The sequence below is a fragment of the Coprococcus sp. AM97-35 genome (assembly GCF_027697525.1).
Classification (GTDB): Bacteria; Bacillota; Clostridia; order Lachnospirales; family Lachnospiraceae; genus Allocoprococcus; species Allocoprococcus comes.
Genome location: NZ_JAQESL010000024.1, coordinates 24,207 through 38,868 on the forward strand (window position 1 = coordinate 24,207; position 14,662 = coordinate 38,868).

Consider the following 14,662-nt stretch of genomic DNA (forward strand, 5'->3'; position numbering starts at 1 on the left):
GCAGGAAAATGTATACATTGTCATTAGAGATCATAAATAAGTGCAATTTGAATTGTACTTACTGCTATCTGGGCGAGAAGAAAAATACATACATGAGTTTAGAAACGGCTCAAAAGGCAATCGATATTGCTGTGCATGAAGCAAATAAACAGCATGATCGGACACTTATGGTTTACTTTATTGGAGGGGAACCCCTTATGGCATTTAATCTGATGAAAGATGTGGTAGATTATGCGAAGAAAAAATGCCAGGAAACAAACTTAATATGCAAGTTCAGTACTACGATAAATGGAACGTTAGTTACAGATGAAGTAATTGATTTTTTTGTGGAAAATACATTTGAGGTGAAGGTGAGTTTAGATGGTCCTGAGTATGTTCAGAATTTGAACAGGAGAGATTATGCAGGAACCGGAAGCTTTGAAAAAATTATGAAGAACCTTCCGTTATTGAGAAAATATGAGCAGGAAACAGGAAATCAGATTTCGGTAGCCAGTGTTGTGACAAGTAATAACTATCAATATTATGCAGAAAGTTTCCAGTTTTTGCTTGATTTAGGAATTAAAAAATTAGAGTCGGGAATTGATTATTATTGCTCCTGGAGTGATGAGCAGATACAGGGATTACGAGAACAGATAGAGAAGGTATTTGGTTTATATAAAGCACATATACAAAAAAATCAAGAAGTAATCTTTTGGAATCTTTGGGAACAATATCTGAAATCTTTCCTGATTCCATGTCCATTTTACGCATGTAAGGCAGGTTTGACAACTTGCTATGTAACAACGGATGGTGGGATTTATACTTGTGCGGAACTTCCAGAATTTAAAATCGGTTCTGTAGAAGCCGGGTTGGATGTTCCGAGGATTCGAGAGATTATTTACCTAGAGGATCAAGAGGATACAATGTGTAAAAAATGTCAATACATTAGACATTGTAAAACAAGAGGCTGTCAGGTGGCAAATTATGAAATTCACCAAAATGTATATCAACCTATAAAAGTGAATTGTGAAGTGACGAAGTGGATGTACCATCTGATTCAAACAAACTTAACTGAAAAACAGCTTGAAAAGCTGAAACAAGAATATGAAAGGAGATATTTACGTCATGGAAAGTAAGATGAATGAGTTTATTAAGATAACTGAGGGAGAAAAAGTGGCTTTAATTGATCCGGTAGGAAAAGTCTGCCTGGGGGTAAGTAAAAGATTTGCAGACAATTTAGATAAACCAGAGTTTCAGGAAAAGTTATTCCCTGTATGGGAGCAGCAAACTGAATTTGTAAAAGAAATAGAGAAGAATCATGAGAAAATCAATACGGTATATTTGATGGTAACCAGGAAATGTAATATGAATTGTGATTTTTGTGCGATCAGTGCAAACGACAAGCTTCGTCCAGAAAAAGAATTTAAGCTGGAGGATATACAGAATAAGGTGATTCCGTTCTTTCAGAAAAATAAACCACATAAAATGATTCTTACAGGTGGAGAGCCACTGATTAAAGATCAAATTGTGGAAATTGCAAAAGCATTAAGAAATGGTTTGACTTGCCCAATTACACTACAGAGCAATGGTCTTGCGATTACCGAGGAATTAACAGAACAACTCAAAGGATATATAGATGAAATTGATTTCAGTACCATGCACATGTTCGGAACACCTGAAAAGGAGCAGCAGCTAATTAAGCATATAGAGATGTGTCAGCAAGCCGGAATAAAGGTAGTCCTTACTTTCATTTATGAGAAAACCAATGAGATGGATTTGTATCGATTGATTGATATAGCTGCGAAATATGACATAGATGTTCTTTCTAATATAGTTTCATCCGTGGGTAGGGCGAAAGAAAACTCTGAAATTTTAACAGATATGGAGCATCTTGATATGAACCTGAAGATAGTAAAATATATATTGAACCAGGGATACGAGGATAAAAAAATTGGGGGAGCTTTTTATCAAAGAGTTCAGGTAAGAAATTCTTGTGGGGGCTATGGAAAAGTTATGGCAATTTTCCCGGAAGGCGATATTTACATGTGCCAGTGTATGGAGCAGAACCAGGTTCGAATGGGAAATATACTGTCCGATGAGCCACAGAAAATTTTACAGGAATTAGAAAATTTATTGAAAAAAGATGAAATTAAGAGGTTGTTCTGTGCTGAATATAAAGAAATATGTAAAGAATGTGATTATCGCTATATATGCGGTGGGCATTGTCTAGCATCAGAAGAACCTTATGATTATCGGTGTATTTTCTTAAAAGCAGTATTAAATTATGTGCTGTTTTACTATGATTCTAAAGCAAATAGAAGGAAAAATTTAGAAATTTATATTGAGTATATGGAGGAGGTAAAGAGAAGATGGGAGGAAGAACCCAACTAGGAAGAAAAAAGAGCAATTTAGACAAGAAATATAGATAAAAGGTATGTGAAAGCGTATAAATATAGGCATAAGGAGGTGAGTTCTATGGAAGAATTCAATACAGAAAGAAAATCCTCAGAACTTAACAAAGAGGAAGTAAATGTTTATACGGATGACTGCGGTGTGACAAGGTATAATTGTGTAACAGATTGTTTTTGGGTATTAGCTTTAGTTACAGCAGCGGAGTAAATTCGGAAAGGAGACAGTAGACTATGAACGAATTAAAAGAAAAAGAAGCTCAGGAATTATCAAAAGAAGAAATCAATGTTTATGCAGCAGGCTGTGGAGAAATTCAGAATCATTGTAAAAATGACTGCTTTGGTGGCGGATCTTTTCTGAATCCGGATTATTAAAGAGGAGGATCAGTGTCATGGAAGAAAAGAGAATAGAAGTAACTGAAAACGAAGAGTTATTAAAGGAAGAAGTTGATATTTATGAATTGCCAGACTGCGATATCGTTCGTAAGAAATGTGAAAATGATTGCATCGGTGGCGGAGCGTTTTTAAATACAACTAAGTAATACATACAAAAACATGGAAGGCTATTCGAGAAAATAAAATCGAGTAGCCTTTCATTGATATATAGATACGAATTAAAGAATGAATTGAAAGGAGAAATAAATTATGAAAGTATTGGAAGCAAGAAATATAAAAAAATATTATGGAAAGGAGCCTAATATAACAAAGGCATTAGATGGAGTAGATTTTAGTGTTGAAAAGGGAGAATTTGTAGCTATTGTTGGTACATCCGGAAGTGGTAAATCTACCTTATTGAATATGTTGGGAGGATTGGATATACCTACCTCTGGGGAAATTAAAATCCAAGGAAAAAAATTGTCAGACTTAAATGATGAGCAGCTTACAATCTTTCGAAGAAGGAATATAGGCTTTATTTTTCAAAACTATAACTTACTCCCCATGTTAAATGTTTATGAGAATATAGTTTTGCCAATTGAATTAGATGGGCAGGAAGTTGATCAGGTATTTTTGAACGAAATTATTAATATGCTCGGTTTAAAGGAGAAACTGAAAAGTATGCCGAATATGTTATCTGGTGGACAACAGCAGCGTGTTGCCATTGCAAGAGCCTTGATTACGAAGCCGGCAATTATACTTGCAGATGAACCTACAGGAAATCTTGACAGCAAGACGAGCCAGGATGTACTGGAATTGATTCAAAGCACGAGTAGAAAATTTGAGCAAAGTGTTGTGATGATTACTCATAACGAGCACATTGCAGATTTAGCAGAACGAATAGTGAGGATTGAAGACGGAAAATTTTTGAAAATTGGAGTTGGTGAAGATGAGAAAACAAGGGGATAAAAAAGCAATAAAAAATATTGTACAGAGGAATCTTCGGTCTGAAAAGCGAAGAAATATTATGTTAGTGATTTCTATAGCTCTAGCATCATTTTTGATATGCTTTTCAGGACTAATTGCGACTTCACTGCTGGAAGTACAAAAAAAACAGATTCAGGATACATACGAAGCAGTATACATGAATGTTTCAGAAGAAAAACTGTTAAAGCTAAGAGAAGAAACGGGATTTGAAAGAGTAGGACAATACTACATTGTTGGGGATATACCGTCTGATAAAACATATACTGCTGCTTTTTTTTACATGGATCAGCCAATGCTCTATATGATGAGAAACCAGATGAGTTTATTTAGTGGAGAACTTCCAGAGGAAGAAGCTCAAATTGTCGTATGTAAAAAATGGTTGGATAAATATGATAAAGATAAAAAGGTAGGAGATAAGATTACATTAAACACGGAACAGCTATCAGGAAAATACACGATTTCAGGGATTCTTGATATGGCAACTAGTGGAGAAACATTTCCATTTTTAATATCTTGGGAAAAACTGAAAAATTATGAAGACTATAATGAAGACTCCAGCATGGTTTATGTGCATGTGAAGGAAAAAAATGCTGAAGAAATAAAGAAATATTGCAGCGAAATTGGTGAAATAAATAATCTACCTGTAGCATTTAATAATCGATATTTTCGGTACGTTAATCAAATGATTTCTGCAGATCAATTAGGTATCTTAGGAATATTAATTGGACTCGTTTTGATAGGAAGCTATACTGTTATAAAAAGCATTTTCCAAATTTCTATAATTAATAAAATACAAAATTACGGACAACTTAGGACGATAGGAATGACACAAAAGCAGATAAAAAAGATTGTAAAAAAGGAAGGAAGGTATTTAGGTGTTAGAGGAATACTGATAGGTATTACATTAGCAGTTCTTTGTTCAGCGATAATACTAGCAAAAGGGATTAATATTAGGAATTATATCGTATGTGCAATGATAACCGCAGCTATCTGTAGCATTATTGTCAGCATCTCTATAAATAAACCAGTTAAAATAGCAATGAAGGCCTCACCGATGGAATCTGTGAGGATGACAGCAATTAGTAATATAAAAATATCAGCACAAGAAAAAAATAGAAAGCTTACGCCAATATCTTTGGGAATAATGAATTTTAAGAGAGAACCCAAAAAAGTATGGAGCATTGTTATATCATTAAGCCTCGGAGGAATTATTCTGTTAACGGTATCTTCAGCTTTACTTTTACAGTCTCCGGTAAAGATGACACAACACTATTTTGGTGATGCTGATTATAAAATATATATAAAGTCAGATAAAGAACCTACGGAACTATTATATTCCGGGAATCCCCTTAATGATAATTTGAAAGAAGAAATTGGTAGTATTCCAGGCATAAATGAGATGCAAACATTAAGAAAATCAGCAACCTTTACCTTCGAATATAAGGGATATGGAGGAAGAGGAATGTGTGATATGATTACCACGCAAAATAAGAAAGAAATTGAAGATTCATTAGTTGCAGGGCGAATGCCTGAAAATTCCCATGAAATATTAGTAAAGACTGGTTACGAAGATTTTGGGGAAGAAGTAAAGGTAGGAATGCAATTTGAGATATCCTTTGGGAAAGAGAAAATCCCAGTAACAGTATCAGGAATTTTCCAATCAACTAAATTTGCATCTGCACTAGGAAGTGGGCGTGGGGGATTTAATGCTGCGATGATGTGTATGACGGAAGATGCTTTTAAAGAATTATTGCCTGGAATAAAAAATTTTGATTTCACATGGGGAATAAACATTGATCCAAAGGAACAGAGCAGTGTTGATGAAAATCTTCGAAATACGATTTCAAAAAACGAAGATATTGCAATCGAAAGCTTTAGCGAAAGAGTGAAGGGATATGAGAAAGACAATACAATATATTTCGTTTTGCAGGTAATTTCAATCCTAATTTTTCTTTTTGGTGTGATAAATTTGATTAACACAACATTGTCAAATCAATTATTTAGAAGACGTGAATATAGTGTTTTACGGTCTATAGGATTGACAGAAAAGCAGCTTTATAAAGTTATTATCGGTGAAGGTATGTGCTATTCTATCTTAAGCATTTGTATGACTTTGCTAATTGGAACTCCTATTGCAATGTTAATTTGTCGTCAAATGAGTATAAGCTGTTATGGGAAAGTGGTAGAATATTCATTTCCGTTTTTTTATATGGGTATATACGTATTGGTGCTTCTGTTAATACAGGTTATATTATCTATTTATCAAATAAGAGAACAGAAGAAAAAATCAATTATTGATCAACTAAGAATGGAATAGTTATCCAAATAGAAAGAAAAAAATGTAATCTGTACATAAAATATGGAGATGAAATTTTAAAATAGTATACTGATGTTATCAAAAATATTAATAGGAAGGAGGAAAGTCGGATGAAAGAGCGAAGAGATGAACAAGAGGCAAGAGAACTCCTTATGGCAGAAGTAAGCATTTATACGGATGATTGTGGAGAGATTCAGTTTCATTGTTTAAATGATTGCTTGGGCGGAGGTGCTTGGCTCAATATTGAATACTAATAATAACTGAATAAATTTATACAGAAAGGAAAAAAGACATGGAAAGTGAGAGAATAGTAAAAAATAATGAAATAGAGATAGAAGAAGTGAATGTATATACAGACGATTGTGGCACAACAAGAAAAGCGTGTGTAACAGATTGTATTGGTGGAAGTGCTCTTATAACCCCTATGGAGTAATATTGAGTAGGAGAAATTCTATATAGACGATTGTACATTAACTAAATGCCAATATTGTCAGCTACGTTTTAGATATGTGCATAATTAAAAGTACGGAATGAAACAAGGAGGATTTTTATGAACGATGTAAAATTAGAGAATGTTGAATTACAGGAAGAAGAAGTCAATATATACACTCCAGCCTGTGGAGAAACAAGATATAAGTGTATAGCAGATTGCCTTATGGGTAATTGTTTCATTACCTGTGATTACTAGATCATAAGATAAGAAAGGAGCAACGTTATTCGTAATAGATTACGTTGCTCCTTTAATAGGTACTCCACATATATCCAATTCCATATATTGTCTTAATATAATGATGATTTTCGGTATCAATTCTTTGCCGTATGCGGCAGATCATACTATTGAGAGAAGTTTCTTCTACATAATTCCCATTTCGATCCCATAGAGAATATAAAAGATGTTGTCTGGTTAAAACGGTGTTTGGATTTAAAGAAAGCAGTTTGAGTAGCTTAAATTCCAATGGAGTAAAAGAAGTAGCAGTACCTTCAATCACTGCGGTCAAGGAGTCAAAATTTAAAGTTATGTGGCTGTCTTCATACTTTGTGGTTGGATGATGGTTACTAAATAAGATATCCAATTTTTTCTGTAAAAGTGCTGGTGATGAGAGGGTCGAATATAAATGGTCATCGGCACCTGCTTCATAGAAATCCAAAATAATTTGTTCTGGAATATTGGTAGCGCATAAAAACAGAACAATAATATTTGGGAAGTGCTTTTTTGCAGTCTTACATATGATAAGACTATATTCATGTAACAGTGTGAAATCCAAGAGCAAAGCATTATAAGAGTTAAATGGTATGCTGCCGATTTGTTTTGGTACGGTGGAAATAAAATCGGTATGATAATTTTGCTTTAAGATATTCTCCAGATTTTTCCCCAAGACGGACGGGTTGCTAATCAATAATAGTTTTTTCATAAGCATTTCTCCTCCCCTATAAGCACTAGTATATTTAAAAGAAAAGAAATTGTAATATTGTTTGTATAGATTGACTTTTTTTCGGTATAGATGTGTGGAAATGATGATAGTAATACTACGATATACTATGATACATAGTAGTAATACTCTTAAACGAAGTAAAATACAGGCGTATTTAAGTGTAAAATGAGTGTATCGGGAGGTGTACGCTTGTGAATCGAATATCTGAATTAAGAAAAAAATTAGGCCTGACTCAGACGAGATTAGGGGAAGAAATAGGAGTCAGTCAGCAGACAATTAGTAAGTATGAAAAGGTAGACGAGAATATTTCTGGTGATATGTTGCTTGCATTATCCAAATTCTTTAAGGTCCCTGTTGATTATATATTGAGGAAAGATGAAGAGGAACAGCAGAGAGAGCAGGATAATAAAAGAGAAATTATGGAATTGTATAGGGATATGGATCAGTACAATAGAGATACTTGGATTATTATAGGAAAGCGTTTATTGGGCGGTCAGTTACACAAATACAATGAAGATAGTATCGTAGAAAAAAGGCTAAAGGAATAATTTAATAAGATTTCTGCAATAATTCGGATGTAAACTTAAAGTATAATGATAAATGATATGAGGAGATAGAGGATGGGAGAATTATTATACTTTAAGAATTGTGAGGAAAGAAAAAAAGCAGAGGAATTATTAAAGAAATGTTGGCCGGAAGTATCTTTTGTAGTTATGCGATTAGATATGCAAAATATATTAGAAGAAGAAAGAATTCATTTCGGAAAATGGGATATTGAATTTGACAAGAAAAGGATGATTTATAATGGTACAGAAATTGTAATTACTGATATGCAATGGGAGATTTTACAACTGTTGATGAGCGATTCAGAGTTGAGTTTTTCAATTAGAGAAATTGCATACGCCATGAATATTGAAGTGCATGAAGCTCAAATATATGTAGAAGAATTGTTAAAAACGATACAAGAACAAACGGGTTCTGCAATTGTGCAAAAGAAAGAGGAAAGATACTCATTTGTGGAAATAACAGATTAAGTGATGGAGAAAAGGCAGTGGACGACACTGCTTTTTTTATGGGGAGAATGATGTATGCTAAAAATATATAAGATTAAAATAGGCAAAGAAAAAATCAAAATATACAATAGATATACCAGACTTGCTTAAAGTGGTTTATGATGAAATTGGTATGGTGCCTTAGATACAAATAAAATAGAGGTAACTTCTCATTGCTATTATTTTTTAATGGAGATAAGAAATGAAAAAGATATTGTTAATAGAGGACGATAGTAATTACATTTGGCATATAAAAAACTTTCTACAGCGAAAAGGATATCATGTATTAGTTGCATTTACAGTATCACAAGGAAAAGAGCTTATAGAAAAGGAACAAATACTCATTATAGGCTCGGATTTGAAATTGTCAGATGGGAGTGGAATGGAGCTGCTAGAATACTTGCGGGAGAAAACATACAAAATTCCATTCCTTTTCTTTACATGCTATGACAAAAAATATTATGAGAAAGAAGCATTGGAAAAGGGAGCTAAGATATGCATGAATAAATTACAATTCGATTTAGTGAAGGAAACATTATTGGAATATGCTTATAAAGAATCCAATGGAGAGGGAGCTACTTTTCATAAGATACTTCTTGTAAAAAAGAATTCGGAAATCACGTCTATTATACAAACAGAGCTTCTTAAAAAGGGGATATATATGATTATGGTAGAAACTATATGGGAAGCAGAGAATAAACTATTAGAATGTCAAGATATTGAATTGATTCTGTGTGATTTGTTTTTACAAGATGGAATTGCTATGGATTTTTTTCATTCTATGAAAAAGCTTGCTGGAATATATCAAAACACGAAGGAGCCAATATTCAGAGAGTTGCCGTTTTTTATATTCACTGATAATAAAGATTTATCTTTAGAATATCAATATCGCCATGAGGGTGTAAGCGACTATATAACCAGTCCTGTTAATATTCCAGAATTAATCAGACGGATATGTTATTTCGTAGAAGAATAGAAAAGTTATTTGGTTTAAAGATAAAACCAACCGGACAGAAAAAAGTACAATGTAGACAAAAAATATAGTAATAATAGTAAAGATATTTTATGTTATTGACAAATATGAAATATTGATACAAAGGAGAATTTACTATGGAAAAAAGAATATTTACCTCAGAATCAGTAACAGAAGGGCATCCGGACAAAATTTGTGATGCCATATCAGACGCCATATTGGATGCTCTTATGGAGAAGGATCCGATGAGCAGAGTGGCCTGTGAGACTGCAATTACAACGGGTATGGTATTAGTGATAGGAGAAATCACGACCAATGCGTATATAGATATGCAGCAGGTGATAAGAGAAACGATTAAAGAAATTGGTTATGACAACGGAGATTATGGATTTGATGCACATACCTGTGCCGTCTTAACGGCAATTGATGAGCAGTCAGCAGATATTGCTTTGGGTGTGAATAAGGCATTGGAAGCAAAAGAACACAAAATGTCAGAAGAAGAGCTTGATGCAATTGGTGCTGGGGATCAGGGTATGATGTTTGGTTACGCATGTGACGAAACGAATGAATTTATGCCATATCCAATTTCACTGGCACACAAATTGACTCGGCAGCTTACGCAGGTCCGTAAAGATGGTTTGTTGAATTATTTAAGACCGGACGGTAAGAGTCAGGTTACTGTAGAATATGACGAAGCAGGTATTCCGCACCGGTTGGATGCAGTGGTTCTGTCAACACAGCATGATCCAGATGTGACACAGGAGCAGATCCACGAAGATATAAAAAAATATGTATTGGAACCGATTATTCCAACAGAACTGGTAGATGAGAATACAAAATTTTTCATCAATCCAACAGGGCGTTTTGTCATCGGTGGTCCTCACGGAGATAGTGGTGTAACAGGACGCAAGATTATTGTAGATACCTATGGTGGTATGGCACGGCATGGCGGCGGAGCTTTTTCTGGAAAAGACTGTACGAAAGTAGATCGTTCTGCATCTTATGCTGCTCGTTATGTTGCGAAGAATATTGTGGCTGCAGGTCTAGCAAAAAAATGTGAAATTCAGTTGTCTTACGCAATTGGGGTGGCTCATCCGACCTCTATTATGGTAGACACCTTTGGAACCGGGAAAATTTCAGATGAGAGTCTGGTAGATATGATAAGAAAAGAATTTGATCTGCGACCAGCAGGAATCATTCAGACGTTGAATCTCCGCCGTCCAATCTATAAACAGACGGCAGCCTATGGACATTTTGGAAGAAATGATCTCAACCTTCCATGGGAAAGATTAGACAAGGTAGAAGAACTGAAAAAATATTTGAAATAATTTACTTAGGAGGGAGCGTATGAGAAGATACAAAAAGCAAATCTCAAGAATTGTGACGGTTGCGATGCTGTTTGCATTTTTGGTAGGGAATTCTAATATGGTATATGCTATGGGAGCAACACAAGTTGGATATGCGAGTAAATATATCACGGTGAAAGGGAATAATATGCATCTTGCTTTGTATGGAAAATTGGATGCAAGTGGAGAAACATTTGCAGATGAAGGAAAAACCACATTGGTGATGATGCCGGCTCTGGGAGTTCCATCACCGCATATCTACTTCAAACCTCTGGCACAATCTTTAGATGAGAGTTTTAACATAGTGATTGTAGAGCCGTTTGGATATGGGCTTAGTGATGTTGCAGCAACGGATCGAACTGTAGATAATATCAATAGTGAATTGAATGCTGCACTGGACACCATGGGAATTAAGCAGTGTGTATTGCTGGTACATTCGATTTCTGGAGTATATGGACTCAACTTTGTACAGAATTATCCCGAAAAAGTAAAAGGTTTCATTGCTGTTGATAATACGGTATATGATGAAGAACTGGCAGAGGCTATGGAAATGGAAAAGAAATATATGCTGCAGGGAATTGATGAATTTCAGAAAATCAAGAATTCTTTTTCTTCTTTGGAAGAATTCCAGATGGCACTGAAAACAGATCCAGATAAATATGGGGCAGCATTACCACAGGTTTCCGGGTACACTTATACGGAGAGTGATAGGGAGGAATACATTCAGGCATATTCTTTAAGCAGCAACGATACGATTAGAAATGAAGTGAACGGGATGGATCAATCATTACTCTCTATAAAGAATAAAAAATTCCCATCGGCACTTCCTGTATTAACCATGATTTCTTCAGAGAATGTACAAAATGTTCCGGCATGGGAGACTGCTCATAGAAATCAATTGGATTTAGAATCTGGTAATCACCAGTTATATATTGTAAATGGAGGACATTATATCTGGTATACCAATTTAACGCAGGTTGTCCAGCTTATCGATGAATGGAGAATAGAGAATCATTTTTAAAAGGAATCTGTGTGATGAGATTTCTAAATAAGAGAAAACAGAAGGGAAGTGTAGCTTGGGGAAAGTAACTATTTCAACTGTATTGGGATACAAAGAATATGTAGTGGAAAATATAAAAAACATCCGGGGAGAGGATGAAGAAAATTCCGATTTTAGGATTTATCCGGATTATCATAAGATTTATAGAGGACAGACGGAGATCGTCTTAACGAAAGCAGAGTATGAATTGTTTATGCTTTTGTCAGGGAGACCAGGTGTGATATTTACCAAAGAAAAAATTTTTGAGATTCTTTATAACGAGGAATTGCCGGAAAGCATTGATAATATTGTGTACTGTCTGGTATCCAGTATGAGAAAGAAAATTGAACCGGAGCTAAAGCAGTGCCGCTATATTAAAACAGTGAGAGGTGTAGGATATAAGTTTGAAGGAAAAAAGATGGACATCTTTCCAGAATAGTTGATCTGAAGACAGAGGAAATTTTTAAAAACCTCTGTCTTTTTTTGTTGCTTTTTTATGCCATCTTGCGTACAGAAGTAGTGAAAGTCACCTCCCAAAAAGTATGCTTTTTGATGGGAGATGTAATAGGCTATTTTTTTATTTCCAAAAAGTATATAAGAAAGTTTTGAGATATGCCAAAATATTTTAAGACTTTTTGGGAATGTATAAAGGGGGATACGTATGGCATATTATGGGTATCACAGAATCAGTACTAAGGAACAACACTTGGACCGAGGTATTATAGAAATAAAGAGGTTCTGTGAAAATCAGAAAATTAAACTGGAAAGTATTTTTACAGATAAGATAACCGGTAAAAATTTTGACAGACCACGTTATACCGTTCTTGTGGAAGATGTTTTACGGGTAGGGGATACCCTGATTATTACAGAGCTGGACAGACTTGGCAGGAACAAGCAGGAGATTTTAAAGCAGCTACGTTTTTTAGAAGAAAAAGGGGTTCGGGTAATGGTATTGGAACTTCCTACCACGTTGTTTGACCTGTCTCAGATGGAAAATAATCTGGCAAAGATGATGATAGAAACAATCAATAATATGATGATTGAACTCTATGCATCCATGGCACAGGCAGAGATGGAGAAAAAGGAGAAGCGACAAAAGGAAGGTATGGAGGCAAAAAGGCTTCGGGGTGAATGGGATGAAGTAGGAAGACCACGGGCTATAGAACAGGAAAAGTTTAACCAGGAATTTATGAGGGTGGTACAAAAGAAGGTAACACCGACACAACTGCAGCGGGAGTTGGGGTTAACTTCTTCTACCTATTATCGGTATCGGAAAAACTTTTATGAAATTTTTCCGGAATTTCTTCAATCTGTATAGAGATGAGGTAATTACTAAGTAAAAGAAAAATTTAAGGAGGCAGATATTATGAGTGAACACAGAGAAGGTACATTGTTTTATGATACTGAAACAGGGAGGTATGATATACGTTTTGATTTGGAATCTTTTTATGGAGGACTACATTGCGGGGAATGTTTTGATGTAAAGGTGAAAAATGTTTGGGTTCCGGTCCGAATTGAAATGGGAGATGACTGGTATCTGGTTGGACTGAACGTGTCGAGATTAGATGGATTGAGAGTACGTATGTAAATAGGAGGATAAGCCTGATGAGGGGAAGCACAATGAGAGAAAGTGTTACGGATGTTCGCATTATACTGGAATGCTTACAGGAAGCATATCAAATGGAAGGAGATATGGTACGATCCGGGAAAAATATTCATGCGACTATGATATATCCATTTGTCCGTATGCTGCAGGAAAAGTGTAGAGATTTAACAGAGGAACAGATACATAAGACACTTTGGAAAGAATATGAGATTTCAGGGGCAGACAGGATGTTTGTGGAGAGGGCTTCAAAGATTTTAGAGCCATACGAAGGAGAATCTGAAGATGAGAAATAGTACAATGGAATATAAAGTAAATCAAGCCTATGAAGAACTAAAGCGTTTAATACAGTGGAATCCGGATAGTGAAGAAAAATTTTTACAGAAAATGGTATGTTTATTGTTACCTGGACAAAGAAAATGTTGGTCAGAGGCTATCCGTGATTTGAGGCAATCTTTTGAAGCTGAGCAGGGGATGATATTTGTTGAAAAATACAGAGGAAAACTGGAATGGCTGAATAGCATATCTTTGGCAGAACTACAAAGAAAGATAGGAGAAATTTATTTTGTTGATCATTACAAGATGATAGCAGATCAATTCCTATATAAAAAGGATTTTGAAACTTCCTTATTTTTGAGAATTGCAATGGAAACAGGGATAAGAAGTGCAGATATTCCATGTATAGAATGGTCCTGTATGCATGGAAAAACTATTATTTTGGAAGAAACCAAAAGAGGAGATTTGTATAAAAAAGTTAATGGAACGTTTCCTAAGATTTCAACTCAGTCGTTACGGATTATGAAGTTATTGCACAGGAAGCAAGGGAAAATATTCACAAAATCAAACGAGTACTATGTTCGCAAAATTTCTTGTGCTTGGGGAATGCCTGGGTTTCGTATCCATAGTTTTCGGGATTATAGGAGAAAGATAGAAATGGGAATTACAGCAGGAGTACAAGTTCCAAGGATCATTCCATTATAAAGAATAGGCTGGATTGGAAAACGTTATAGGATGCTATATGAGCTGCTGTTGCAGTTCTAGTGAGTTTCAATAAAAATACGCAAATATAGTATTTGCGTATTTTTTATTGAAATTACAAATATATTTGCAAATAGATTGAATTATAAATAAAAACAATAAAATAAACGCA

The 14,662-nt window shown here is 34.9% G+C and carries 21 protein-coding genes; 20 read left to right on the forward strand and 1 reads right to left on the reverse strand.

Annotation, left to right across the window (positions count from 1 at the left end):
- The first annotated feature begins 8 nt into the window (after positions 1-8).
- The 10 genes from PG840_RS13410 to PG840_RS13455 all read left to right on the forward strand — a co-directional run bounded on the left by PG840_RS13410 (position 9) and on the right by PG840_RS13455 (position 6,754).
- Complete coding sequence (locus tag PG840_RS13410) at positions 9-1,115, forward strand: radical SAM/SPASM domain-containing protein (RefSeq protein WP_117843956.1); 1,107 nt, start codon at positions 9-11, stop codon at positions 1,113-1,115.
- On the forward strand, positions 1,105-2,370 hold the full coding sequence (locus PG840_RS13415) for a radical SAM/SPASM domain-containing protein (protein WP_270613751.1): 1,266 nt from the start codon (positions 1,105-1,107) through the stop codon (positions 2,368-2,370). The genes PG840_RS13410 and PG840_RS13415 overlap by 11 nt, the downstream gene beginning before the upstream one ends.
- An 84-nt stretch (positions 2,371-2,454) precedes the next feature.
- Positions 2,455-2,598 carry a hypothetical protein gene (locus PG840_RS13420; RefSeq protein WP_173684407.1) on the forward strand — a complete coding sequence of 48 codons (144 nt, stop codon included), beginning with the start codon at positions 2,455-2,457 and terminating at the stop codon, positions 2,596-2,598.
- Between the two features lie 23 nt (positions 2,599-2,621).
- A complete protein-coding gene (locus tag PG840_RS13425; RefSeq protein ID WP_165852526.1) occupies positions 2,622-2,762 on the forward strand; it encodes a hypothetical protein in 141 nt (46 codons plus the stop codon).
- A gap of 17 nt (positions 2,763-2,779) precedes the next feature.
- Positions 2,780-2,929, forward strand: a complete 150-nt coding sequence (locus tag PG840_RS13430; protein WP_172538635.1) for a hypothetical protein — start codon at positions 2,780-2,782, stop codon at positions 2,927-2,929.
- 103 nt (positions 2,930-3,032) lie between these two features.
- Positions 3,033-3,731 carry an ABC transporter ATP-binding protein gene (locus PG840_RS13435; RefSeq protein ID WP_117843958.1) on the forward strand — a complete coding sequence of 233 codons (699 nt, stop codon included), beginning with the start codon at positions 3,033-3,035 and terminating at the stop codon, positions 3,729-3,731.
- Positions 3,712-6,066, forward strand: coding sequence for an ABC transporter permease (locus PG840_RS13440; RefSeq protein WP_118045835.1), 2,355 nt, complete (start codon positions 3,712-3,714; stop codon positions 6,064-6,066). Before PG840_RS13435 ends, PG840_RS13440 begins: the two co-directional genes overlap by 20 nt.
- 110 nt (positions 6,067-6,176) lie before the next feature.
- Positions 6,177-6,320, forward strand: coding sequence for a hypothetical protein (locus tag PG840_RS13445; RefSeq protein ID WP_173684404.1), 144 nt, complete (start codon positions 6,177-6,179; stop codon positions 6,318-6,320).
- 38 nt (positions 6,321-6,358) lie between these two features.
- Entirely contained in the window at positions 6,359-6,499 is a 141-nt protein-coding gene (locus PG840_RS13450; RefSeq protein WP_173684408.1) for a hypothetical protein, read from the forward strand.
- Positions 6,500-6,616: 117 nt separating this feature from the next.
- Positions 6,617-6,754 (forward strand): hypothetical protein, encoded by a 138-nt coding sequence (locus PG840_RS13455; RefSeq protein ID WP_173684409.1) that lies wholly within the window; start codon positions 6,617-6,619, stop codon positions 6,752-6,754.
- Positions 6,755-6,806: 52 nt separating this feature from the next.
- On the opposite strand, the gene PG840_RS13460 is transcribed toward PG840_RS13455, so the two are convergent.
- Positions 6,807-7,478, reverse strand: coding sequence for a winged helix-turn-helix transcriptional regulator (locus PG840_RS13460; protein WP_054337529.1), 672 nt, complete (start codon positions 7,476-7,478; stop codon positions 6,807-6,809).
- A 212-nt stretch (positions 7,479-7,690) separates the two neighbouring features.
- Between PG840_RS13460 and PG840_RS13465 the strand changes: the two genes are divergently transcribed.
- The 10 genes from PG840_RS13465 to PG840_RS13510 all read left to right on the forward strand — a co-directional run bounded on the left by PG840_RS13465 (position 7,691) and on the right by PG840_RS13510 (position 14,493).
- Positions 7,691-8,047 (forward strand): helix-turn-helix domain-containing protein, encoded by a 357-nt coding sequence (locus tag PG840_RS13465; protein ID WP_054337530.1) that lies wholly within the window; start codon positions 7,691-7,693, stop codon positions 8,045-8,047.
- A 72-nt stretch (positions 8,048-8,119) separates the two neighbouring features.
- A complete protein-coding gene (locus PG840_RS13470; protein ID WP_054337531.1) occupies positions 8,120-8,533 on the forward strand; it encodes a hypothetical protein in 414 nt (137 codons plus the stop codon).
- Positions 8,534-8,753: 220 nt separating this feature from the next.
- Positions 8,754-9,527: a response regulator gene (locus PG840_RS13475; protein ID WP_117843961.1), complete on the forward strand. Its 774-nt coding sequence runs from the start codon at positions 8,754-8,756 to the stop codon at positions 9,525-9,527.
- Between the two features lie 134 nt (positions 9,528-9,661).
- Complete coding sequence (metK, locus tag PG840_RS13480) at positions 9,662-10,852, forward strand: methionine adenosyltransferase (RefSeq protein WP_015526821.1); 1,191 nt, start codon at positions 9,662-9,664, stop codon at positions 10,850-10,852.
- A gap of 19 nt (positions 10,853-10,871) precedes the next feature.
- Complete coding sequence (locus tag PG840_RS13485) at positions 10,872-11,891, forward strand: alpha/beta fold hydrolase (RefSeq protein ID WP_015526822.1); 1,020 nt, start codon at positions 10,872-10,874, stop codon at positions 11,889-11,891.
- A gap of 55 nt (positions 11,892-11,946) precedes the next feature.
- The gene (locus tag PG840_RS13490; RefSeq protein WP_025579072.1) at positions 11,947-12,348 is read left to right on the forward strand and encodes a winged helix-turn-helix domain-containing protein; all 402 of its coding nucleotides are present in this window, start codon (positions 11,947-11,949) and stop codon (positions 12,346-12,348) included.
- Between the two features lie 222 nt (positions 12,349-12,570).
- Positions 12,571-13,227, forward strand: coding sequence for a recombinase family protein (locus tag PG840_RS13495; protein ID WP_005340281.1), 657 nt, complete (start codon positions 12,571-12,573; stop codon positions 13,225-13,227).
- A 48-nt stretch (positions 13,228-13,275) separates the two neighbouring features.
- Complete coding sequence (locus PG840_RS13500; RefSeq protein WP_015526823.1) at positions 13,276-13,497, forward strand: DUF5348 domain-containing protein; 222 nt, start codon at positions 13,276-13,278, stop codon at positions 13,495-13,497.
- Between the two features lie 17 nt (positions 13,498-13,514).
- Entirely contained in the window at positions 13,515-13,808 is a 294-nt protein-coding gene (locus PG840_RS13505) for a hypothetical protein (protein ID WP_015526824.1), read from the forward strand.
- Complete coding sequence (locus PG840_RS13510) at positions 13,798-14,493, forward strand: hypothetical protein (RefSeq protein ID WP_015526825.1); 696 nt, start codon at positions 13,798-13,800, stop codon at positions 14,491-14,493. The genes PG840_RS13505 and PG840_RS13510 overlap by 11 nt, the downstream gene beginning before the upstream one ends.
- Positions 14,494-14,662: the final 169 nt, after the last annotated feature.

Bases quoted from the DNA above. Each gene is read 5' to 3' on its own strand.
- PG840_RS13415 (WP_270613751.1), top strand. From the start codon at position 1,105: ATGGAAAGTAAGATGAATGAGTTTATTAAGATAACTGAGGGAGAAAAA.
- PG840_RS13470 (WP_054337531.1), top strand. From the start codon at position 8,120: ATGGGAGAATTATTATACTTTAAGAATTGTGAGGAAAGAAAAAAAGCA.
- PG840_RS13440 (WP_118045835.1), top strand. From the start codon at position 3,712: ATGAGAAAACAAGGGGATAAAAAAGCAATAAAAAATATTGTACAGAGG.
- PG840_RS13435 (WP_117843958.1), top strand. From the start codon at position 3,033: ATGAAAGTATTGGAAGCAAGAAATATAAAAAAATATTATGGAAAGGAG.
- PG840_RS13475 (WP_117843961.1), top strand. From the start codon at position 8,754: ATGAAAAAGATATTGTTAATAGAGGACGATAGTAATTACATTTGGCAT.
- PG840_RS13505 (WP_015526824.1), top strand. From the start codon at position 13,515: ATGAGGGGAAGCACAATGAGAGAAAGTGTTACGGATGTTCGCATTATA.
- PG840_RS13425 (WP_165852526.1), top strand. From the start codon at position 2,622: ATGAACGAATTAAAAGAAAAAGAAGCTCAGGAATTATCAAAAGAAGAA.
- PG840_RS13450 (WP_173684408.1), top strand. From the start codon at position 6,359: ATGGAAAGTGAGAGAATAGTAAAAAATAATGAAATAGAGATAGAAGAA.
- PG840_RS13495 (WP_005340281.1), top strand. From the start codon at position 12,571: ATGGCATATTATGGGTATCACAGAATCAGTACTAAGGAACAACACTTG.
- metK (WP_015526821.1), top strand. From the start codon at position 9,662: ATGGAAAAAAGAATATTTACCTCAGAATCAGTAACAGAAGGGCATCCG.
- PG840_RS13430 (WP_172538635.1), top strand. From the start codon at position 2,780: ATGGAAGAAAAGAGAATAGAAGTAACTGAAAACGAAGAGTTATTAAAG.
- PG840_RS13445 (WP_173684404.1), top strand. From the start codon at position 6,177: ATGAAAGAGCGAAGAGATGAACAAGAGGCAAGAGAACTCCTTATGGCA.
- PG840_RS13500 (WP_015526823.1), top strand. From the start codon at position 13,276: ATGAGTGAACACAGAGAAGGTACATTGTTTTATGATACTGAAACAGGG.
- PG840_RS13485 (WP_015526822.1), top strand. From the start codon at position 10,872: ATGAGAAGATACAAAAAGCAAATCTCAAGAATTGTGACGGTTGCGATG.
- PG840_RS13410 (WP_117843956.1), top strand. From the start codon at position 9: ATGTATACATTGTCATTAGAGATCATAAATAAGTGCAATTTGAATTGT.
- PG840_RS13510 (WP_015526825.1), top strand. From the start codon at position 13,798: ATGAGAAATAGTACAATGGAATATAAAGTAAATCAAGCCTATGAAGAA.
- PG840_RS13455 (WP_173684409.1), top strand. From the start codon at position 6,617: ATGAACGATGTAAAATTAGAGAATGTTGAATTACAGGAAGAAGAAGTC.
- PG840_RS13420 (WP_173684407.1), top strand. From the start codon at position 2,455: ATGGAAGAATTCAATACAGAAAGAAAATCCTCAGAACTTAACAAAGAG.
- PG840_RS13460 (WP_054337529.1), bottom strand. From the start codon at position 7,478: ATGAAAAAACTATTATTGATTAGCAACCCGTCCGTCTTGGGGAAAAAT.